The sequence below is a fragment of the Bacillus sp. NP157 genome (assembly GCA_018889975.1).
GTDB lineage: Bacteria > Pseudomonadota > Gammaproteobacteria > Xanthomonadales > Rhodanobacteraceae > Luteibacter.
Genome location: CP076546.1, coordinates 3235630 through 3256509, shown reverse-complemented (window position 1 = coordinate 3256509; position 20880 = coordinate 3235630). Strand labels below are relative to the sequence as shown.

16 protein-coding genes are annotated in these 20880 nt (G+C 66.8%); 10 read left to right on the top strand and 6 right to left on the bottom strand.

The genetic code is table 11. From position 1 onward, the window contains the following. Positions 1–13: 13 nt before the first annotated feature. Positions 14–541, bottom strand: a complete 528-nt coding sequence (locus tag KPL74_14930; GenBank protein ID QWT19033.1) for a TlpA family protein disulfide reductase — start codon at positions 539–541, stop codon at positions 14–16. Further along, positions 538–2814, bottom strand: coding sequence for a protein-disulfide reductase DsbD (locus KPL74_14925; protein QWT19032.1), 2277 nt, complete (start codon positions 2812–2814; stop codon positions 538–540). Before KPL74_14925 ends, KPL74_14930 begins: the two co-directional genes overlap by 4 nt. Before the next feature lie 290 nt (positions 2815–3104). Here KPL74_14925 and KPL74_14920 point away from each other — a divergent pair, with 290 nt between their 5' ends. After that, positions 3105–3398: a co-chaperone GroES gene (locus tag KPL74_14920; protein QWT19031.1), complete on the top strand. Its 294-nt coding sequence runs from the start codon at positions 3105–3107 to the stop codon at positions 3396–3398. 126 nt (positions 3399–3524) lie between these two features. After that, positions 3525–5168, top strand: a complete 1644-nt coding sequence (gene groL, locus KPL74_14915; protein ID QWT19030.1) for a chaperonin GroEL — start codon at positions 3525–3527, stop codon at positions 5166–5168. A 78-nt stretch (positions 5169–5246) separates the two neighbouring features. On the opposite strand, the gene KPL74_14910 is transcribed toward groL, so the two are convergent. Together KPL74_14910 and KPL74_14905 are read right to left on the bottom strand one after the other, a co-directional pair. After that, positions 5247–6245: a hypothetical protein gene (locus KPL74_14910; GenBank protein ID QWT19029.1), complete on the bottom strand. Its 999-nt coding sequence runs from the start codon at positions 6243–6245 to the stop codon at positions 5247–5249. A 141-nt stretch (positions 6246–6386) separates the two neighbouring features. Next, positions 6387–8279: an LTA synthase family protein gene (locus KPL74_14905; protein QWT19028.1), complete on the bottom strand. Its 1893-nt coding sequence runs from the start codon at positions 8277–8279 to the stop codon at positions 6387–6389. A gap of 178 nt (positions 8280–8457) precedes the next feature. On the opposite strand from KPL74_14905, the gene glnE reads away from it, so the two are divergent. The 4 genes from glnE (at position 8458) to KPL74_14885 (ending at position 14268) form a co-directional block, all read left to right on the top strand. Next, positions 8458–11346: a bifunctional [glutamate--ammonia ligase]-adenylyl-L-tyrosine phosphorylase/[glutamate--ammonia-ligase] adenylyltransferase gene (gene glnE / locus KPL74_14900; GenBank protein QWT19027.1), complete on the top strand. Its 2889-nt coding sequence runs from the start codon at positions 8458–8460 to the stop codon at positions 11344–11346. 51 nt (positions 11347–11397) lie between these two features. Then, positions 11398–12333 (top strand): nucleoside hydrolase, encoded by a 936-nt coding sequence (locus tag KPL74_14895; GenBank protein ID QWT19026.1) that lies wholly within the window; start codon positions 11398–11400, stop codon positions 12331–12333. 117 nt (positions 12334–12450) lie between these two features. Next, positions 12451–12696: a type B 50S ribosomal protein L31 gene (locus KPL74_14890; protein ID QWT19025.1), complete on the top strand. Its 246-nt coding sequence runs from the start codon at positions 12451–12453 to the stop codon at positions 12694–12696. 300 nt (positions 12697–12996) lie between these two features. Continuing rightward, entirely contained in the window at positions 12997–14268 is a 1272-nt protein-coding gene (locus KPL74_14885; protein QWT22622.1) for a citrate synthase, read from the top strand. Positions 14269–14378: 110 nt separating this feature from the next. On the opposite strand, the gene KPL74_14880 is transcribed toward KPL74_14885, so the two are convergent. Together KPL74_14880 and KPL74_14875 are read right to left on the bottom strand one after the other, a co-directional pair. Further along, positions 14379–15029, bottom strand: coding sequence for a hypothetical protein (locus tag KPL74_14880; GenBank protein QWT19024.1), 651 nt, complete (start codon positions 15027–15029; stop codon positions 14379–14381). Positions 15030–15091: 62 nt separating this feature from the next. Continuing rightward, positions 15092–17668: a penicillin-binding protein 1A gene (locus KPL74_14875; GenBank protein ID QWT19023.1), complete on the bottom strand. Its 2577-nt coding sequence runs from the start codon at positions 17666–17668 to the stop codon at positions 15092–15094. A 232-nt stretch (positions 17669–17900) separates the two neighbouring features. On the opposite strand from KPL74_14875, the gene KPL74_14870 reads away from it, so the two are divergent. Genes KPL74_14870 through KPL74_14855 form a run of 4 tightly spaced genes read left to right on the top strand, consistent with a single transcriptional unit; the run spans position 17901 to position 20867 of the window. Next, complete coding sequence (locus KPL74_14870; protein QWT22621.1) at positions 17901–18962, top strand: pilus assembly protein PilM; 1062 nt, start codon at positions 17901–17903, stop codon at positions 18960–18962. Beyond that, positions 18962–19690, top strand: a complete 729-nt coding sequence (locus KPL74_14865; GenBank protein QWT19022.1) for a PilN domain-containing protein — start codon at positions 18962–18964, stop codon at positions 19688–19690. Before KPL74_14870 ends, KPL74_14865 begins: the two co-directional genes overlap by 1 nt. After that, positions 19687–20343, top strand: a complete 657-nt coding sequence (gene pilO, locus KPL74_14860; protein ID QWT19021.1) for a type 4a pilus biogenesis protein PilO — start codon at positions 19687–19689, stop codon at positions 20341–20343. Before KPL74_14865 ends, pilO begins: the two co-directional genes overlap by 4 nt. Continuing rightward, positions 20340–20867: a pilus assembly protein PilP gene (locus tag KPL74_14855; protein QWT19020.1), complete on the top strand. Its 528-nt coding sequence runs from the start codon at positions 20340–20342 to the stop codon at positions 20865–20867. Before pilO ends, KPL74_14855 begins: the two co-directional genes overlap by 4 nt. Positions 20868–20880 lie beyond the last annotated feature (13 nt).

The window sequence follows — 20880 nt, the reverse complement described above, 5'->3', positions numbered from 1 at the left end:
AGATCCTAAAGACTCAGGGCGCGAGCCATTCGGCGAGCTCCTGCTCGCTGAACGTGCCCATCTTGCGCCGCAGGATACGCCCATCGCCGCCGATCAGGACGCTATATGGCAGCGCGCGCAGGGTATTGCCGAACGCCAGCGAGCCGCCCGGGCCGTCGCTGGCGGCCAGCGCCACCGGGTAGGCTAGCGGCCCGGCGGCGAGCCGGGCACGCACGGCCGGTGCCGTGTCCTCGGCCACGCCGATGATCGTCACGCCCGGATGCGCCCGGGCGTAGGCGCTCAGCATCGGCATCTCGCGCTGGCAGGGCCCGCACCAGGTGGCCCAGAAGTTGACCAGCACGCGCTTGCCGCGCCAGTCCTTAAGGGGCCGCGGCTTGCCGTCGATGCTCAGCCAGGTCGCCGCGGGCGCCAGGTCGCCCACCGAAGCGATAGCCACGCCGTCCACCTCGGTCGGGTGCTGGCGCCGGTGCTCCACCCACAGGCCCAGCGACGCGGCCGCTACGGCCAGCACCACGATCCAGAAGGTGGGGCCCCGGTTCACGTGCCCGCGGCCGTCTCGAGGGCCTGGCGGACGTTGTCCTGGGTCAGCACGGTCGACAGCTTGTGGCCGTCGCCGCCGCCCTTCGGATACACCACGTAGAGCGGCACGCCCACCGAGTGGTACTGCTCAAGGTAGGCGGCGATGGTGGTGTTGACGTCGGTCCAGTCGCCCTTCATGTACACGGTGCCGGTGCGCTTGAGCAGGTCGCGGAACGCGTCGGTGTCGAGCACGGCGCGTTCGTTCGCCTTGCAGGTGATGCACCAGTCGGCGGTCATGTCGACCAGCACGGGGGTGCCGGCCGCGCGCAGTTCGGCGAGCTTCTGCGGGGAGTAAGGCACGGACCCGTCGGTAGCGACCGCATTGGCCGACACCGCCGGCAGGCCGTGCACGGTCCACAACGCGGCGACCGCGCCCACCGCGAGCACGGCGGTGAAGACCCACGAAAGGCGCGCGCCGCGGCTGCGTCCATACCACCACAGGGCCATGGCCAGCAGCACGCCGCCGCCGAGGACCAGTGCCGCGGCGTCCGCACCGCGCTGCTTGGCCAGCACCCACAGCAGCCACACCGCAGTGAGGTACATCGGGAAGGCCAGCGCCTGCTTCAGCGTTTCCATCCAGCGACCCGGCCGCGGCAGCATGCGCGCCACGGCAGGCACGAAGCCCATCAACAGGAACGGCAGGGCCAGGCCGAGGCCAAGCGCGACGAAGATAAGGAAGGCGACCCAGACCGGCGCGGCGAACGCGAAGGCGATCGCCGAACCCATGAACGGCGCGGTGCAGGGGCTGGCCACGACCACGGCGAGCACGCCGGTGAAGAAGTCGCCCATGGGGCCCGAGCGCGAGGCAAGGTCGCTGCCCACGTTGCCGAGCGAGCCGCCGATCTCGAACACCCCGGACATCGACAGGCCGATGCCGAGCATGACGTAGACCAGCGCGCCGACGATCACCGGCTGCTGGAACTGGGCGCCCCACTGCAGGCCGTGGCCAGCCGCACGGATCCCAACGACCACCAGGCCCAGGGCGATGAAGGCCAGCATGACGCCCGCCGTGTACCAAAGCGCATGGCGGCGGGCCGCGGCCGGGCTTTCGCCGCTTTCCAGCACGGTGATCGCCTTCAGCGACAGCACCGGCAGCACGCAGGGCATCAGGTTAAGGATCAGGCCGCCGAGCAGGGCCAGGCCGATGGCCGCGATGAAGCCGACTTTCGCTTCGCCGCCCGGCATCAGGTCGGCCGGGGGCGGGGTCGGGGCGACTTCGGCCGCTGCCGTGCCGCCATTGGCTGCCGCCGGCGCGCCAGCGCCAGCCGCGGCGTTCGACGCGCTGCCGACCGTGACGGCGCCCGAGGCGAGGTCGGCGCTCAGGTGGCGGGTCATCACCGGATAGCAGATGCCGTTCTCGAGGCAGCCCTGGTAGGCGACATCCAGCTCCACCTTCTTCGAGGCGTCCGCCCCGGCCAGCGGCACGGGGACTTCCACCTGGTCGAAATAGACGATGGTGTCGCCGAAGTGCTCGTCGTGGTGGGCGATGCCGCTCGGCCAGTCGGGCTCGCCCGCGCTGACCCCGCTGGGCGAGGTCACCTTGATCTCGGTCTTGTCGCGGTAGAGGTAGTAATCCTTCGGCATCGTCCAGCGCAGGAGCAGGCTCTTGCCATCCTTTGCCAGCGCTTCGAAGCGGAAGGCCTGGTCGGCGGGCAGGGCCTGGGCATCGGTGCCGGGCGTGGCCGCCGGGGCGCCGAGCAGGGCGGCGCCACTGGCCTTCGCTGCCGGTGCGCCCGCGTCCGCGCCCGGGGCCGGGCCGCTCGGGATCGTCGACGCCGCGCCAACGGTGAGCTTCAGGTGCTCGGTGTTCGGTGGATAGCAGATCTTCGGCTCGACCTCGTGGCAGCCCTGGTACTGGACGTCCAGCGCGAGGGTCTTGTTGCCCGCGTCGGCCAGCGTGTACGGCAGGGTCGCCTCGATGTCGCCGTGGTAGATCTCCACGTCGCCAAGGTATTCATCGTGCTTCTTGATGCCGTCGGGCAGCTTGGGCTCGCCCAGCTTCACCGCGTTGGCGTCGGCCGCCTTGATCTTGATCCGGCCGCGATAGAGGTAATAGTCCGGCGCGATGCGCCAGTGCAGCTTCACCATGCCGGGCTGGCTGGCGTCGGTGGTGAGGTGGAAGGCCTCGGTCACCGGCAACAGGTTGTCTTCGTCCTGGGCCAGGGCGGGCAGGGCGAACAGGCTGAGCGTGGCCAGGACGGCCAGGTTCCGCAGCATGCGGGAGAACGACGGCATGGTGACTCCATGGATCGGTGCGGCGACGAACCGCAAAGGGCGTCGATGATTATGACCGGGTGAGTGCCGAATGGCTTGCATCGGCGTTGCCGACGCTTCGCCGGGGTGCCCGCCGACACGGCAATTACCTCGCCGCCCCTTGAACCCCCGGGTAACGCCGCCATGTCTCGGCCATCCAAAGCCCTTTCGATCCGAGGGGCGCTTTGGCTAGAATTCTGGCACTCACCCTGGCCAAGTGCTAACGGCGTGAACCATTTTCTTTACCTATCAACCACATGCCTGGAGTTGCCATGAGCAAGCTGAAGCCGTTGCACGATCGCGTCATCGTCAAGCGCCTCGAAGAAGAGCGCGTCTCCGCCGGTGGCATCGTCATTCCGGACAGCGCCACCGAGAAGCCCACCCGCGGCAAGGTCATCGCCGCCGGCACCGGCCTGACCCTGGCCAACGGCACCGTCCGCGCCATGGGCGTGAAGGAAGGCGACGTCGTCCTGTTCGGCAAGTACGCCGGCCAGGAAATCAAGATCGACGGCGAAGAGCTGGTCTTCATGAAGGAAGACGACATCGTGGCGATCCTGGAAGGCTAAGAGCGCAACGGGTTGAGGGTATCGAGTAGCGAGTAACAGCGCGCCGATCCCGCCCCAGCCCCGCTCCTGCTTTCACCCGCTACTCCCAACTCGAAACCCTCAACGCTTTTTTCTTAAGGAATTTCCATGGCTGCCAAAGAAGTCCGCTTCGGCGAAGACGTACGTGCCCGCATGCTGAAGGGTGTCAACACCCTCGCCAATGCCGTCAAGGTCACCCTGGGCCCGAAGGGCCGCAATGTCGTGCTCGAGAAGAGCTTCGGCGCCCCCACCGTCACCAAGGACGGCGTGTCGGTCGCGAAGGAAATCGAACTCGCCGACAAGTACGAGAACATCGGCGCCCAGATCGTGAAGGAAGCCGCCTCGAAGACCTCCGACGTGGCCGGTGACGGCACCACGACGGCGACCGTCCTCGCCCAGGCATTCATCCAGGAAGGCCTCAAGGCCGTTGCCGCCGGCATCAACCCGATGGACCTCAAGCGCGGTATCGACCAGGCCGTCGTGGCCGCCGTCGCCGAGCTGAAGAGCCTCTCCAACCCGACGGCTGACGACAAGGCGATTGCCCAGGTCGGCACCATCTCGGCCAACTCGGACGCGGACATCGGCGACATCATCGCCACCGCCATGAGCAAGGTCGGCAAGGAAGGCGTGATCACGGTCGAAGAAGGTTCGGGCCTCGAGAACGAGCTCGACGTCGTCGAAGGCATGCAGTTCGACCGCGGCTACCTGTCGCCGTACTTCATCAACAACCAGCAGTCGCAGCAGGTTGAACTGGACGACCCGTTCATCCTGATCCACGACAAGAAGATCTCGAACGTGCGCGAGCTCCTGCCGGTGCTCGAGGCGGTCGCGAAGGCTGCCAAGCCGCTGCTGATCGTTGCCGAGGAAGTCGAGGGCGAAGCCCTGGCGACCCTCGTCGTCAACACCATCCGTGGCATCGTCAAGGTCGCCGCCGTCAAGGCGCCGGGCTTCGGCGATCGTCGCAAGGCCATCCTGGAAGACATCGCCATCCTCACCAATGGCGTCGTGATCTCCGAGGAAGTGGGCCTGCAGCTCGACAAGGCGACCATCAATGACCTCGGCCGCGCCAAGCGCGTCGTGATCACCAAGGAAAACACCACGATCATCGACGGCGCCGGCGAAGCCGAGCGCATCCAGTCGCGCATCGGCCAGATCAAGGCGCAGATCGAAGAGACCTCTTCGGACTACGACCGCGAGAAGCTGCAGGAGCGCGTTGCCAAGCTTGCCGGCGGCGTTGCCGTCATCAAGGTCGGCGCTGCGACCGAAGTCGAGATGAAGGAAAAGAAGGCCCGCGTCGAAGACGCCCTGCACGCTACCCGTGCAGCCGTCGAAGAAGGCGTGGTCCCGGGCGGCGGCGTCGCCCTGATCCGTGCACTGAAGGCCCTCGACGGCCTGAAGGGCAAGAACCCGGACCAGGACCTCGGCATCGCGATCACCCGTCGCACGCTGGAAGCCCCGCTGCGCGCCATCGTCACCAACGCCGGTGAAGAAGCGTCGGTCATCGTGAACAAGGTGAAGGAAGGCAGCGGTAACTTCGGTTACAACGCCGCCAATGGCGAATTCGGCGACATGATCGCCTTCGGCATCCTGGACCCGACCAAGGTGACCCGTTCGGCCCTGCAGTTCGCTGCCTCGGTCGCCGGCTCGATCATCACCACCGAAGCAGCCGTTACCGAGCTGCCGAAGAAGGATGACGGCGCTGGCCACGGTGCCCCGGGTGGCATGGGCGGCATGGGCGGCATGGACTTCTAAGTCCCTGCCTTCCAGGCGCTTCGCTATACGGAAAAGCCCCGCACAAGCGGGGCTTTTTTTTGTGCCTTCGGCGTGCCTTTAATAGGAAAGGGTGGCCGAGCTCGCGGTCGTGTTTTGCCCGTAGTTGCATTGCGGGTTGATCGACGAGGTGTCGCTACCCTGCCACGGCGGGCTCGCCACGCGGTTGTTGTTGCGGTCGTAGACCTCGATGTCGTGGAAAGTGGTGGGGCCGCCCGGGTACTCGCCGCAGGTGCTGACGTTGTAGACCTCGAGCACGCCACCGAAGACCCAGGTCAGGTCGGCGTACGGATTGGTGGTGAGTGAGCTGGTCTGTCCGGTGGTGGTGTTGCGCGAGTCGATCTTCCACGTATCGCAAGCCACGCCTGCAGCGCAGGTGGAGTAGGTATCGCCGACGACGTTGTCGCCCGCGTTCGCCGGCACCGGATCGCTGTGGAACGTCGTGCCGTCGACGCAGCAGTTCCAGCTGGCCAGCGTCCACGCCTTGTCGCCGTAGCCGTTCCAGCCAAGCACGGGTTGCAGGATCGATTGCACGTCCGGCAGTTGCTCGAGGCCGGGGAAGAAATAAATCGTCTGGTCATCCTGCGTCGTCGGCGCGCTCGGCACCGTCCACGTCGCGACGATGCGGCCGATCGGCGTGCCGCTGGTGTAGTTGGCGGCTTCGACCCAGCCGGTCTGTTCCGGCGGTGGCGTGCTGGCCGCGCGTGCGGTCAGCTTGCCGTTGGGCTCGATGCGGTCACCATTCAACGTGAAGTTCGGCTTGGTGCACGCCGGCGCCTTCTCCGTCGTGCCGCTTGCTCGGCGGATCAATCCGCCCTTCTGCAACTGGTCGCCCGCGTGCACCGTCGCGACGCAGTCGGGAGAGAAATAACCGTTGGGTGTCACGACGTAATCGTCGGGTATGCCCGAGGGTTTGAGGCCGTTTGGGAGGGTGGCGACCCGCGTGAGCTGGCGCTCCGTCGGCGTGGCCTGCCGTGCCTGTGGCGAGTCCGTGGCGAAGGCCGCGGAAGCGAGGAGGAAAAGCGTCGCAATGATGCCCGTTCGTGCAAACCTCTTCATGCGTACGACTCCTGCGTAAGGAAGGATGTCGTCCGTGAAGCACCGGCCTGCTGGCCGTTGCTACCCCTGCACCTTCGCCATTCGCATGACGAAGGTGCAGGCTAGCGGTGTGTCGCGACGGGTTTTGTGACGCGCATTCCGTTACTGGCCGGCGCCCGCGGCGGCATCTTCCTCGGTAGCGCCGTTCTGGCGCGCGACGAGGCCCGGATCCGGCACGGCGAACTGCGCCACCAACGGATCCAGCTTGCGCTTCATCCGCAGCAGGGCGACGTTGCCCATCGATGCATCGGTGTACTTCTCCGCATTGTCTTCGGCGGCTTCCGGTGCATCCGGCGCGTGGGTGAGCGCGGCGAGGCGCGGACCGATGACCTGGGTCAGCGCGAAGTACGGATCGTCATGGATGCCTGCCGTTTCGAGCACGCGGCCCGGCAGCATCCAGGCGGCGAGGTCTTCCTTCTTTGGCGCGGGGCCATCGCCGTGCGCATCGATCAGGATGTAAGGCACGGTCTGCGACAGCATGTTCGCGCCGTTGGCGAAGCCGGCCTTGTCATAGGTTTCGATCAGCGCCGGCAGGTGGTCGCCGTAGAACAGCAGCAGGGTCGGGCGTTCGCGCTGGCGCAGCAGCCCGGCCAGGCGGCCAAGCTCCGCGTCGGCGTGGCGCATGTGGTAGATGTAGTTGCGCAGCTGCAGCTTCGCATCGTCGCTGATGCCACCGGGCACGGGGATCGCGTCGCGTTCCTTCGTGTCGATGTTCACCGTCTTGTCGTACGGGCCGTGCGCTTCCATGCTGATGGCGAACACGAGGCGCGGCGGGCCGGCATCCTTGAGCTGGCCCATGATCTCGTCGGTCATCGCGCTGTCGGCCATGTATTCGCCGTCGCGACGGAAGTCCTTGGGGAAATCCGGTTGCGAGACGAAGCGGTCGAAGCCGATCGACTTGAACGCGGCGGTGCGGTTCCAGAAGCCTGCATCGTTGCCGTGCACGGCGATGGTTTCGTAGCCATGCGAGCGCAGCGTGCGGACCATGCCCGGCATCACGCCGGCCTGCATTTGCAGGTACGGGAACTGCATGTTCGGGAAATAGCGCAGCGACAGGCCGGTCAGCACTTCGAATTCGGTGCGGATGGTGCCGCCGCCGAAGGTCGGCACGTGCAACTGGCCGCTGCTGGCATGTTCGGCCAGGCGATGCAGGTTCGGCGCGAGGTCTTCGTGCTCCATCCCGCGGATCACGCTGGGGTCGAAGAACGACTCACTCTGGATGATGACGATATCGGGCGTCTGGCGACCGTTGGCGGCCGCTTCCGCCATGTGTTGGCGCAGGCCCGCGTCGGTCGCGGCGATGAACTGTTGCGCCGCCGCCGGGTCGGCCTTCTGCTTCTTGCCCGCGTCTTGCAGGCGAAACTGCATCAAGGTGGTGACCACGCCGTTGTAGCCGGCGTTCGAGGCGGCCGACCACGGCTGCATGCCCAGACGCTCCTTGTCGTACACGTGCGACCAGGCCGGGAAGCCGGCGAACAACGTACCCATGAGGCAGAGCAGGGCCACGCCGCTGACAAGACGCAGGCCATGGGTGCGGCGAGCGAACAGCGGGCGTTCGAGGCGTGCGAGCACGACCACGACGGCGATCGTGGCAAGGATCGCCAGGTAGGGCCACGGCGTGGCGGGCAGGTAACCGCCCAGCAGGTGGAGCCCGCCGTTCTTCAGCTGGCCCACCATGCGGAAATCGGCCGGCAGGAGCGGCGAGCCGAGATTCTTCATCTTGATCGCGCTGACTGCCAGGACGATGCCCTGGGCGAGGAAGGCCAGCGCGAACGACAGGATCGGCCGACGCGTAAGCACCATCAGCAAGGTGGCGCCGAGCAGGCCGGGGATCGCATTGGCGAACAGGTGCCACGGACGATCGGCCCACTGCGACGTAGCCACGCCGGGGTTGCCGTCAAGGAAACCGGTGTAGAGGACGAAGGCCAGCGCCAGGCACACCACAAGGGTGATCCGGCCGAAGGCGTCGCGCCAACCCGTTGAATTACCTTTCATAAAATCCCTCGTGTCACGCCCCTGTCGTGAGGGGACGGAAACTGTAACGTGGCGGACATGAACCGGTTGTCAGAGGGAAGCCCGTGTTCCTACACGATTTTTCGTATGGTTCTGCCGAAAAAACCCGCTAACGGCGTCGCAGCGCCATTGCGGTCCGCTCAGGCACAATGACTGCCTCATGAACGATTCTTCCGTTGCCCCGCGCGAGAGCGCCGAACTGCGTGCGCTGATCGACCAGCGTTACGCCGACGTGATGGCCGCCTGCCGCGCGGCACGCATTCCCCTGCACGACGATGCGGGGGTGGCCGAGCGCGTCAGGCGCACCTTGCTCGCCTCCGACTTCGCCTACGACATCCTGCGGCGCCAGCCCGAGCTGCTGGCACCGGCGGGGCTGGAGCGGTTGCGGGCCAACACCGACGCATCGACGCGCGGTGCGACGCTCGACCTGCCGGCGGACGAAGAGCGATGCCTCGCCGTGCTGCGCAGGTTCCGCCATGCGGAGGCGGTGCGCATCGTCTTCCGCGACGTCAACGGCCTGGACGACATCGACGAAACCCTGTCGTCCACCAGCGTGCTTTACGAAACCCTGCTGGCGCTCGCCCTGCGCTGGGCGGAGAACGCCCTGCGTGCCCGCCACGGCGTGCCGCGCGATGCGGCCGGCAAGGAGCAGCGGATGGTGGTGCTGGGCTTCGGCAAGCTCGGCGGCAACGAACTGAATTTCTCCTCCGACATCGACCTGGTGCTCGCCTATTCGTCCGGCGGCGACACCGATGGCGCGCGACCGCTGGATAACGGCGAATACTTCGTGCGCGAAGGACGCCAGCTGGTGCGCCTGCTGGCCGAGCCGACGGTGGACGGCATCTGTGCCCGCGTGGACCTGCGCCTGCGTCCGTTCGGCAACGCCGGCCGGCTGGCCCTGCCGTTCGCGGCGATGGAGCAGTACTACCAGCGCGAAGGCCGCGACTGGGAACGTTACGCGTGGATCAAGGCGCGCCCGGTGGCGGGCGATCGCACGGCGGGTCGGGAATTGCAGGACATGCTGCGCCCGTTCGTCTATCGCCGTTACCTCGACTACACCGCGTTCGCCGGGCTGCGCGAAATGAAGTCGCTGATCGATGCCGAGGTCGCGCGCAAGGACCTGGCCGGTAACCTCAAGCTCGGTCCGGGCGGTATCCGCGAGATCGAGTTCGTGGTGCAGCTGACCCAGATGATCCGCGGCGGCCGCGATCCGGCCCTGCGCGTGCGCGGGCTGTTGCCAGCGCTGCGTGCGTGCGAGTCGCGCGGCTACATCCCGAAGGCGCGGGCGAAACTGTTGCGCGAAGCCTATGTGTTCCTGCGTCGGCTGGAGAATCGCGTGCAGATGTTGCGCGACGCACAGACCCACGACATCCCCGAGGACGCCCTGTCGCGCGAGCGGCTGGCGCTTGGCCTTGGCCACGCGTCGTGGGACGAGCTGGCCGACGTGCTTGCCACCCATCGCGCCGCGGTGTCGTCGGAGTTCGCCGCCGTGCTGGTGCCGGAAGCCGGTCCGACCGCCGCCATGCCGGCCGCGGACGTCGAACTGTGGCAGGCCGCGCGGCATGAAACGCTGACCGCGGAAACGATGGAGGCGTCGGGCTTCGTGCCGGGCGCCGCGGTGGCCGACGAGCTGGGCAAGCTGCCGCGCGCGGGGTCGGTGCGTTCGATGTCCGCGCGATCGGGTGAGCGGCTGGAACGCCTGATGCCGCAACTCATCGCGGCAGCGCGTGCGAGTGCATCGCCGGTTGCCAGCCTGCTGCGGATGATCCGGCTGGTCCAGGCCGTCGCGCGGCGTTCGTCGTACCTGGCCTTGCTCGATGAACAGCCCAGTGCGCGTCGCCGCGTCGCCAGCGTGTTCGCCGAGAGCGCGTTCCTCGCCGAGCGCGTGATCGCGCAGCCGCTGTTGCTCGACGACGTGCTGGACCCGCGCATCGATCAATTGCCGCTGAAACGTGCGGAAATCGCCGCGGACATGGCTCGCACCCTGGGTACGCTGGACGAGCGCGATGCGGAGCGGGAGCTCGAACGGATCAACGAATTCCGCTCGAGCATCGCGTTTCGCCTCGGGCTTGCCTTCAGTGACGGGCGTGCCGATGCGCCGGCGACGGCACGCCGGCTGGCTGGCCTCGCCGAAGCGGTGGTGGCGGCCGTGTTGGCGCTGGCCGTGCGCGAGATGACGACGCAGCACGGGCGCCTGCCCGGCGACGGCCTGGGTTTCGCCGTGCTCGGCTACGGCAGTCTCGGCGGCGAGGAGCTTGGCTTCGCCTCCGATCTCGACCTGGTGTTCGTCTACGACGGCCGCCGCGCGAACGCGATGAGCGACGGTGCGCGCCCGGTCGACGGGACGCGCTGGTACCAGCGGATGGCCCAGCGGGTGATGCACTGGCTGGGTGCGCAGACCCATGCCGGCATGTTGTACGACGTGGATACCCGCCTGCGTCCGGATGGCTCCAAGGGCTTGCTGGTCGCCAGCGTGGACGCGTTCGAGGCTTATCAGCGCGATCGCGCGTGGACCTGGGAACACCAGGCCCTGCAACGCGCCCGCTTCGTGGCCGGCGACGCCGCGGTCGGCGCCATGCTCGACGCGGTGCGCAGGGACATCCTGGCCACGCCGCGCGACAAGGCGCGGGTGTTGGCCGAGGTCGGCGCCATGCGTGCGCGCTGGCGTGCCGAGCGCGACCGTTCCGATGCGGCCCAGGTGGATCTCAAGCAGGGTCGCGGCGGGCTGATCGACATCGAATTCGCCCTGCAGGGCATGGTGCTGGCGCACGCCGCCGGGCATCCGGCGATCCTCGCCACCACCGCCAGCGGCGTGCTGATCGACGAATTGCGCGTGGCCGGGTTGTTCACCCAGGCCCAGGCCGACACCCTGCACGTCGCCCATGCCGATCTCTTGCAGATGGGATTGACCTGCACGCTGGACCTGCGTCCCCGGGTGGCCGCGCGTACCGCGGCACTGGATGCCCTGTGCGCGGCGGTGGAGCGGGTGACGACGGAACTGGGCTTCGATTTTTCTGAGCGGGCCGCGGCGGACGCCAAGGCTGTCTGAACGCGCGCGGCGGCGCTATGCTGTCCGACCGTCCACGGAACGATGCGCAAGATGACACGATTGCCGCTCCTGATCGACACCGACCCCGGCGTAGACGACGCCCTCGCCATCCTGATGGCCCACGCGCATACCGACGTCGTCGCGCTGACCGTCGCCGCGGGTAACGTCGGGCTGAAACACACGGTGCGCAACGCCCGCACGCTGGTCGACCTGGTCGGCGCCAGCACCCCTGTGTTCGCGGGCTGCCCGTCGCCGCTGGTGCGGGCACCCGAAGAGGATGCGGCTTTCGTCCATGGTGAAGACGGCTTTGGCGACGTGGGCTTCCCGGAGCCGGCGCATGCGGCTTCGGCCGAACATGCCGCGCTGGCGCTGATCCGGCTCACCCAGGAGCGTCCGGGCGAGCTGACCCTGGTCGCCCTCGGGCCCCTGACCAACCTCGCGCTGGCCGTGCGCCTCGACCCGGGCTTCCCGGCGCGGGTGAAGCGGCTGGTCGTCATGGGCGGCGCGGTCACCGGCCACGGCAACACCGGCAAGGTTCCTGCCGAATTCAACATCGGCTTCGACCCGGAAGCGGCGCATGTCGTCTTCGAGGCGTTCGAGATGTTCGACCTGGTCGACTGGGAGGCGACGGTCCGCCACGCCTTCCCGGACGATGTCTACGAGGGCTGGATCGCCCGTGGCGACAAGCGTGCGAGCTTCTTCCACGACGTTTTCGGCACCGCCCGCCGCTTCAATGCGGAGCATGAGCGCACCGGGTTCATCGCCGCCGACGCCCTGGCCATGGCCGTGGCGCTCGACCCGGGCATGGTCACCCGCGCGGAAACCCGCCACGTGGCCATCGAGCTCGACGGCCGCCTGACCCGCGGCGCCACCGTGGTCGACTGGCACCGCCGCCTGGGCGGCAAGGCCAACGCCCGGGTCGTCCTCGAGGTCGACCAGGGCCGGTTCGATGTCCTGATCGCCGGCGCCCTCGGCGCCACCCCGTAGGAGCGCGCCTGCGCGCGATGGGCCCCTGTGCGCGCGTGGCTGGTCGCTCGTTGACCAGTGGCGAGTCCGTCGTTACAATGCCGCTCTTTTCACCCCGCTATTCAAGAAGTCACGACCATGAAAGAAAACATTCATCCGAAGTACCAGTCGGTGGTCTTCCAGGACCTCTCCTCCGATTTTTCGTTCCTGACCCGTTCGACCATGTCCTCGAAGGAAACGGTCAAGTGGGAAGACGGCAACGAGTACCCGGTCATCAAGCTCGATATCTCCAGCCACTCGCACCCGTTCTACACGGGTAAGCAGAAGTCGCTGGACGTGGGCGGCCGCGTCGACAAGTTCCGCCAGCGCTACGGCAAGAAGTGAGCCTTAGCAAGGCATCCGCGCGCCGCCTGCGGGGTGGCGTTTCGCGAGGATAGAAGGACACGGGGCGAGCCCATGGCTTGCCCCGTGTCTTTTTGCGTGCGCGTTTTCCACCTTCGTCGAACGGACGTTTGACTGGGCGATGTGCGATAATGGGGAACTTCGGTCGCCGCGTGCGGCCGGTACGGTGGCTTCCCCAGGCCGTCGTTTCATCCACATCCCCAGCGTCGCTCCCCCAGTGGGTCGACGTGTCCGAACAGAGTGAAAGAGGAGCTCGCCGTGTCCGACGCCAAAACCGTCAAATTGGTCGATGAATCCAACAAGCCCGTGAGCGAACTGCCGGTCATCGGCGGCACGCTCGGCGCCGAGTGCGTCGATATCGGCACGCTGTACAAGGACACCGGTTACTTCACGTACGACCCGGGCTACGGCAGCACCGCCAGCACGAAGAGCGCGATCACCTACATCGACGGCGACAAGGGCGTTTTGCTTTATCGCGGCTACCCGATCGAGCAGCTGGCCGAGAAGTCCACCTTCCTCGAAACCTCCTACCTGCTGCTCAACGGCGAGCTGCCGTCCAAGCCGCAGTTCGAGAAGTTCTCGAACGACATCACGCATCACTCGATGATGCATGAGAACCTGAAGGACTTCCTGAAGGGCTTCCACCACAACGCGCATCCGATGGCCATGCTGGCCGCCTCGGTGGCGTCGCTGTCGGCGTTCTACCACGACGATCTCAACGTCGAGAACCCGGAGCACCGCCAGCTGGCCGCCATCCGCCTCATCGCGAAGATGCCGACCATCGCTTCGGCCATCTATCGCCACTCCATTGGCTGGCCGAACCGCTACCCGCGCAACAACCTCGAGTACGTCACCCGCTTCCTGCACACCATGTTCGAAGTGCCGAGCGAGGCGTACCACGTGAACCCGGTCGTCGCGAAGGCGCTCGACCTGCTGTTCATCCTGCACGCCGACCACGAGCAGAACGCCTCGACGTCGACGGTTCGCCTGGTGGGCTCCACCGGTGCCAACCCGTATGCGTCCGTGGCCGCCGGCATCACCGCGCTCTGGGGCCCGGCCCACGGTGGCGCGAACGAAGCCGTGCTGCTGCAGCTTGAAGAGATCGGCACCGCCGACAAGGTGGAGAGCGCCGTCAAGCGCGCGAAGGACAAGAACGATTCGTTCCGTCTCATGGGCTTCGGCCACCGCGTGTACAAGAACTTCGACCCGCGCGCCAAGATCATCCGCGAGGCGTGCCACAACGTGCTCAACGAGCTCGGCGTGAACGACCCGCTGCTCGAAGTGGCCATGAAGCTTGAAGAAGCCGCGCTGAAGGACGACTACTTCGTGGAGCGCAAGCTCTACCCGAACGTCGACTTCTACTCGGGCATCATCTACAAGGCCCTGGGCATCCCGACCGAGATGTTCACCGTGATGTTCGCCATCGCGCGCACCTCCGGCTGGATCTCGCACTGGATCGAGCAGCACGAAACCCCGGGGTCGCGCATCGGCCGCCCGCGCCAGATCTACACCGGCTCCGACGTTCGCGATTACACACCGAGCGACAAGCGCTAAGAAAAAAAGCCCGCGGAAGCGGGCTTTTTTTTGTTTCCGTGGATGTGTGGCGCGTGTGCGGTGGGCGTTGCAGGCAATCCAATCGCGCGCAGGCGCGCTCCTACACGGGGTTAGCCGTTGAAGGTGGCGATGTCTTCTTCGGCCAGCAACTCCTGCACCATCGCGCGGGTCGCCCGGCGCATCGGCCGTTCGTCCACGCGGTCAAGCGGTGCCTGGCGAAGCGCATCCAGCGGTAGCACCGTGATGTCGAACGGGATGCCGTCGGCACCGAACAGCAGCACGGTATGTTCGCTCTGCTCGGCACCCGGCCAGCGCAGCCGGCGTGTCTGCGTTTCCAGGGGAATGCCCTGTTCCTGCAGGAACAGCACGGGTGCTTCCGGGTCGTCGCAGTAGACGTGCAGGCACACGGCGGAATGTTCGTCGGCGGTGCCTTCCAGCACCGCGCCGACCAGGCGCGAATCGAAGGCACGCAGGAACCGCATCGCCTCGATGGCGGCTTCGCGCCGCGCGCGCAGCACGTGCGGCTGCGTGTCGCCGTGGAAGATTCGCTGGTGTTCGCGCAGCGCGTCCTCGATTTCCTGGTTGCGTGGCAACGCCTGGGTGTCGACGATGCCGAGCCGCTCCGCGGCCTTGAGCTTCGCGTGGTGGAAGTCGCGGATCCCGTGTTCGCTCATCAGGCGGGCCGCCTCCTGGGCGACCAGGACGCGGTTACGCTGCGTCCTGTCCTGGGCATGGATCCTGTGGTGTTCGCCTCGTGCCATGACTCACCCCCGTCCGGTGTGAAAGGTTGCCAATGGACGCACGGCGCATGCCGTGCCGCGCGTCAGAAGATGTCGTAGGCGTGGTCCTGCTGCTCCTCCTGCTGCTTCTGCTGCGCCTGTTCGCGGAGGCGGTCGACGTCCTCCACCTTCATGATCTCGTTCATGCCGCCCGGTGAGGGCAGGCCGGAGCCCGGATCGATCTGCACGGTGGCGATACCGGGCGGCATGGCCAGCGTATGCGAGGGCTTGTCCTTGAGGACGGCGCCCATGTAGTCCATCCAGATCGGCAGGGCGGCCTTCGCGCCGAATTCGCCGCGACCCAGCGAGCTGAAATCGTCGAAGCCGACCCACACGGCCGTCGATACGTCGCCATTGAAGCCGACGAACCAGGCATCGCGGTGGTCGTTGGTCGAGCCGGTCTTGCCTGCGATGTCGTCTCGACCCAGCGCGCGCGCCGCCGAACCGGTACCGCGCTTGACCACGTCCTGCATCAGCGAGGTCACGAGGTAGTCGTTGCGGACATCGATGACGTGCGGCGCGAGCTTCGGTGCCTGGGAGGCATTGTCATGCGCGTCGGCAGGCAGGACGGCATCGCCGGTGCCCGCGGCGCCAGCACTGCTCGCCGCCGCCGGCTTGGCCGGGATCAATGCCGTGCTTGGCTGCGTCGGCGGGCCGGGCGGGGTCGGGTTGAGCATCCGCTCCTGGCAATCGGCGCAGGCGCGTTCCGGATTGGCCAGGTACACCGGGTTGCCGTCGCGATCGTCGATGCGCGAGATGAAGTACGGGGTGACCAGGTAGCCGCCGTTGGCGAAGACGGCATAGCCGCGCGCCATGCTCATCGGCGACACCGAGGCCGTGCCCAGTGCCAGCGACAGGTTCTGCGGCAATGCATCGGGGGTGAAGCCGAAGCGCGTTGCGTAATCGCGGACGAAGCGCACGCCGATCGCATCGAGCAGGCGCACCGACACCAGGTTCTTCGACTGCACGAGCGCTTCGCGCAGGCGCATCGGGCCGCTGAACTTGTTGTCGTCGTTGGCCGGCGTCCAGACGCCGTCGGGACGGCTCGGGTCCGGGAACGCGACGGGGGCATCGTTGACGATCGACGCCGGCGTGAAGCCGCGCTCGAATGCCGCCGAGTAGAGGTAGGGCTTGAAGCTCGAGCCCGGCTGGCGCGCGGCCATCACGGCGCGATTGAACTTCGAACGGGCGAAGCTGAAGCCGCCGACCAGGGCGCGCACGGCACCGTCTTCCGGATCGATCGAGACCAGCGCGGCCTGCACGGCCGGGATCTGGGTGAGGCGCCATGGGCCCTTGTTCGATTCCGGCTTGGCTTCGGTGGTGGTCGCCGCGGTGTCGGATGCCTTCGCATCCTCGGAGATGTCGTCCTTCTCGCTGCGGATCAGCCGAACGACGTCGCCACGCTTGAGCACCGTATCGACACGCGTCGGCGCGGCACCCGCGCGCCCCTCGTTGACATAGGGGCGCGCCCAGGTGATCGACTCCAGGCTCAGCGTCGCCGACTCCTTCGCGGAGAGGTACACCGTGGCCTCCTTCGCACCCGTTGCCGTGACGATGGCAGGCATCATGCCCGCCACCGGCGTGTAGCCGGCGAGAATGCGATCGAAATCTTCGGGACCGGCGGCGGCCGGCAGTTCCTCGTGGCCTTCCGGGCCGCGGTAGCCGTGGCGGCGGTCATAGGCAGAGAGGCGGCCACGAAGCGCGTCGTTGGCGGCGGCCTGGCTGTCGCTCGGCACCGTGGTGTGCACCACGTAGCCTTCGGTCAGCGCATCGTTACCGAGCTTCTCCAGCACCTGCTGGCGGACCATTTCGGCGAGGTAGGGCGCGTCGACTTCGATCTGTTGTTCGTGCGGGAACGCGTCGTTCGGTTCCTTGATCGCGGCGTCGTATTCCGCCTGCGTGATGAAGCGATTCGACAGCATCTGGCCGAGCACCCAGTCACGCCGGGCGATCATCCGCTTGGGGTTGTTCAGCGGGTTGACCACCGACGGCAGCTGGAACGTCGATGCGATCGTGGCCGCCTGGGCCACCGTGAGCTGGTCGAGCGTCTTGCCGTAATAGTACGAAGCCGCCGCGGCGACACCGTACGCGCGATGGCCAAGGAACATCTTGTTGAGATACAGCTCGAGGATCTGGTCCTTGCTGAGCTCGTTCTCCATCCGCAGGGCGATGAACATTTCCGTCAGTTTGCGCGAATACAGCTTTTCCGGGCTGAGGAAGAAGTTGCGCGCCACCTGCTGCGTGATGGTGGAGCCGCCGGGCCCCTTGTCGCCGCCGGAAACGATCACGTGGATGCCTGCGCGCGCGATACCGTGCCAGTCGACGCCGGGGTGGCTATAGAAATCGCCATCTTCTGCCGATAGAACAGCATTCTTGAGGCGTGCCGGCACGTCGGCGATGCGGACGGGGATCCGTCGGGTTTCGCCGAACGATGCGACGAGGCGGCCGTCCGAGCTCAGTACACGTAGGGGGACCTGCATGTGATAGTCGCGCAGGACCGCCACCGAGGGCAGGCGCGGGGCCAGCAGCCAGTAGGCGACGCCCACGGCGCCGACGACAAAGAGGATGCCGGCGAGGGTCAGGTACAGCGCGTAACGCAACAGACGCTTGAGGATTCGCATGGAGGGGGAGGGGTCACCGCCGTCTAGGTCGTGGCGGAGTATAGAGCCTCGCCACCCCCGGGGAGGGGGCAGGCAGGTTCGACCCGGTCTGAAGGGCTTTCGCTAACCCATCGTCAGGGTTTGTGAATTAGTGCCGATAAGGACTTTGGCGGGCCGTTGCTTATCCGTTAAGTTTTCGATCTAATGCCTTCGCGCCGAAGACCAATTCCGACAAGGCGCGGGGAAGGGGGACATCGTGGGGCTCTTTACACCCAAAGCGGCGCCGTTGATCGGTGTCGACATCAGTTCGACCGCGGTAAAGCTGTTACAGCTCAGTGAGGCAGGCGGACGCTATCGCGTCGAGCACTATGCCGTGGAGCCGTTGCCGCCCAACGCCGTCGTGGAAAAGAACATCGTCGAGGTCGAGGCGGTGGGCGAAGCCATTCGCCGCGCCCTGGCCCGCTCTGGCGCGAAGGCGAAACACGCCGCCGCGGCCGTCGCGGGGTCGGCGGTCATCACCCGGATCATTCCCATGTCGGCCGACCTCTCCGAGGACGATCTCGAGGGGCAGATCCAGGTCGAGGCCAACCAGTACATTCCCTACCCGATCGAGGAAGTTAGCCTCGATTTCGAGGTCCTGGGCCCCGTCCGCGACAATCCCGAGATGAGCAACGTGCTCCTCGCGGCCTCGCGGACCGAGAACGTCGACATGCGCATCGCCGCGCTGGACCTGGGCGGCCTGACCGCCAAGGTGGTCGACGTCGAGGCCTTCGCCATGGAGAACGCGTTCGCCATGGTGGCCGACCAGCTGGCCGTCTCGCGCGATGCGCTGGTGGCGGTGGTCGACATCGGCGCCACGATGACCACCCTGGCGGTGCTGAAGAACCAGCGCACCATCTACAGCCGCGAGCAGGTCTTCGGGGGCAAGCAGCTCACCGACGAAATCATGCGCCGGTACGGGCTGTCCTACGAGGAAGCTGGCCGGGCCAAGCGCAAGGGTGGCCTGCCCGAGTCCTACGAGATGGAAGCCCTGGAGCCGTTCAAGGAATCGCTGGTCCAGCAGGTCAGCCGCCTGCTCCAGTTCTTCTTCGCCGGCAGCGAGTACAGCCGCGTCGACCAGGTGGTCCTCGCCGGCGGTTGCGCCTCGATCGATGGCATCACCGACATCCTTGAGCAGCAGCTCGGCGTCCCCTGCGTCGTGGCCAACCCGCTGGCGCGCATGGCCCTGTCCAGCAAGGTCCAGGCCCAGACCCTGGCCCAGGATGCGCCCGCGCTGATGATTGCCGTCGGCCTGGCCCTGCGGAGCTTCGACTGATGGCACGGATCAACCTACTTCCCTGGCGTGCCGAGCGCCGCAAGCAGCGCGAACGCGAGTTCTACATGCAGCTGGGCGTCGCCTTCGCGGCGGCCCTGGTCGTGCTCATCGGCTGGTCGTACTGGATGGGTGCGCGCATCGATAACCAGAACGAGCGCAACACCTACCTGCAGGGCGAGATCAAGCAGCTCGACGATCGTATCGCCAAGATCAAGGACCTGGAAAAGGTTCGCGCGGGCCTGCTCCAGCGCAAGCAGATCATCGAACAGCTGCAGGCCAACCGCTCGCAGATGGTCCACCTGTTCGACGAACTGGTGAAGACCATCCCGGGTAGCGCCCGCCTGGCGTCCATGAAGCAGTCCGGCGACTCGATGTCGCTGGATGGCGTGGCCCAGTCGAATTCCAGCGTGGCCGATTACATGCGCAACATCGAAGCGTCACCCTGGATGGGCCACGCCGACCTGCGCAAGACGGAAAACACGCACGACAACACCCGCATGCCGTACGCGTTTGGCCTCGACGTGAAGCTGAATACGCCCACCGATGCGCCGCCGTCGTCGTCGACCGCTGCCGCCCCGGCCGCGCCTGCCGCCGTCCCGGCTCCGCTCGCCCAGGCCGCCACCGCCGTGACCGGCGCCCCGGCGGGCACCGCGCAGCCGGCCGCGCCTGCCATGACTGCGGCGAAGCCGGCCACCGCCGCCTCCGCCCCGGCAGGAGCCAAGCCATGAGCTTCCTTGACGATCTGCGCAACCTCGACCGCAACAACGTCGGCGGCTGGCCGAAGTCGGTCAAGATGTTCTTCACCGGCCTGCTCTTCGTCATCGTCGTCGCGGGCGGCTGGTACTTCGAGATCAGCTCCCAGCAGGATGACCTGGCTACCTCCGAGTCGAAGGAAGACTCGCTGAAGGTCGAGTTCTCCCAGAAGCAGGCCAAGTCGGCCAATCTGGAAGCGCTCGAGCAGCAGTTGGCAGAGATGCAGGACATGTTGCGCCAGTTGCTCCGCCAGCTGCCCAGCAAGACCGAGATGCCCGAACTGCTCGTCGATATCTCACAGACCGCGCTCGCCGCGGGCCTGGAGTCCGACCTGTTCCAGCCGGGTCCGGAAACGCCCAAGGACTTCTACGCCGAGAAGCCGATCACGCTGCGCATGGTGGGCACCTACCATCAGTTCGGTACGTTCATCAGTGGCGTGGCCTCGCTGCCGCGCGTCGTGATCCTGACGCTCCACGACGTTTCCCTGAAGCCGAGGGAAGCGGACAAGAACGGTACCGGCAGTGGCCAGCTCGTGCTGCAGGGCACCGTGAAGACCTATCGCTACCTCGAAGACGATGAGGCGGCGGCCCAGCAGCAGCCGGCCACCAATGCAGGGGGTGCCCAGTGATCAGCCAGCGGCACATCCGTTACCGCCTCGCCGCGGCCAGCCTCGCCCTCGTGGCGCTGGCCGGCTGCACGCGCGGCCAGTCCGACCTGCGCGAGTGGGTCGACGCCGAAAAGCACAAGAAGGGCGAACCGATCCCGCCGTTGCCGGTGATCCGCACCTTTGAAACGTTCGCTTACCAGGACCAGAGCGCGCGTGACCCTTTCAGCCCGAGCACGGCAGAAATGGACAACACGTCGACCAGCGGCCCGCGACCGGATGAAAACCGGGCCAAGGAACCGCTGGAAATGTTCTCCCTGGATACCCTGAAGATGGTTGGCACGGTCGGTGCAGGTGCCAGCCTTGAGGCACTCGTGAAGGACCCTGGCGGGGTCATCCATCGGGTGCATCGCAATGAGTACATGGGGCAGTCGTACGGCCGCATCACGGCCGTGGGGGAAGACCGCATCGATCTGGTCGAACTGGTGCCCAATGGCACCGGCGGCTGGATGGAGCGTCCGGCAAGCATCGCGGTCGGCGACAAATAAGAACTCGGGGATG

Coding starts and splice junctions, on each gene's coding strand:
- KPL74_14925 (QWT19032.1), bottom strand. CDS start 2,814: ATGCCGTCGTTCTCCCGCATGCTGCGGAACCTGGCCGTCCTGGCCACG.
- KPL74_14920 (QWT19031.1), top strand. CDS start 3,105: ATGAGCAAGCTGAAGCCGTTGCACGATCGCGTCATCGTCAAGCGCCTC.
- groL (QWT19030.1), top strand. CDS start 3,525: ATGGCTGCCAAAGAAGTCCGCTTCGGCGAAGACGTACGTGCCCGCATG.
- KPL74_14910 (QWT19029.1), bottom strand. CDS start 6,245: ATGAAGAGGTTTGCACGAACGGGCATCATTGCGACGCTTTTCCTCCTC.
- KPL74_14905 (QWT19028.1), bottom strand. CDS start 8,279: ATGAAAGGTAATTCAACGGGTTGGCGCGACGCCTTCGGCCGGATCACC.
- glnE (QWT19027.1), top strand. CDS start 8,458: ATGAACGATTCTTCCGTTGCCCCGCGCGAGAGCGCCGAACTGCGTGCG.
- KPL74_14895 (QWT19026.1), top strand. CDS start 11,398: ATGACACGATTGCCGCTCCTGATCGACACCGACCCCGGCGTAGACGAC.
- KPL74_14890 (QWT19025.1), top strand. CDS start 12,451: ATGAAAGAAAACATTCATCCGAAGTACCAGTCGGTGGTCTTCCAGGAC.
- KPL74_14880 (QWT19024.1), bottom strand. CDS start 15,029: ATGGCACGAGGCGAACACCACAGGATCCATGCCCAGGACAGGACGCAG.
- KPL74_14875 (QWT19023.1), bottom strand. CDS start 17,668: ATGCGAATCCTCAAGCGTCTGTTGCGTTACGCGCTGTACCTGACCCTC.
- KPL74_14865 (QWT19022.1), top strand. CDS start 18,962: ATGGCACGGATCAACCTACTTCCCTGGCGTGCCGAGCGCCGCAAGCAG.
- pilO (QWT19021.1), top strand. CDS start 19,687: ATGAGCTTCCTTGACGATCTGCGCAACCTCGACCGCAACAACGTCGGC.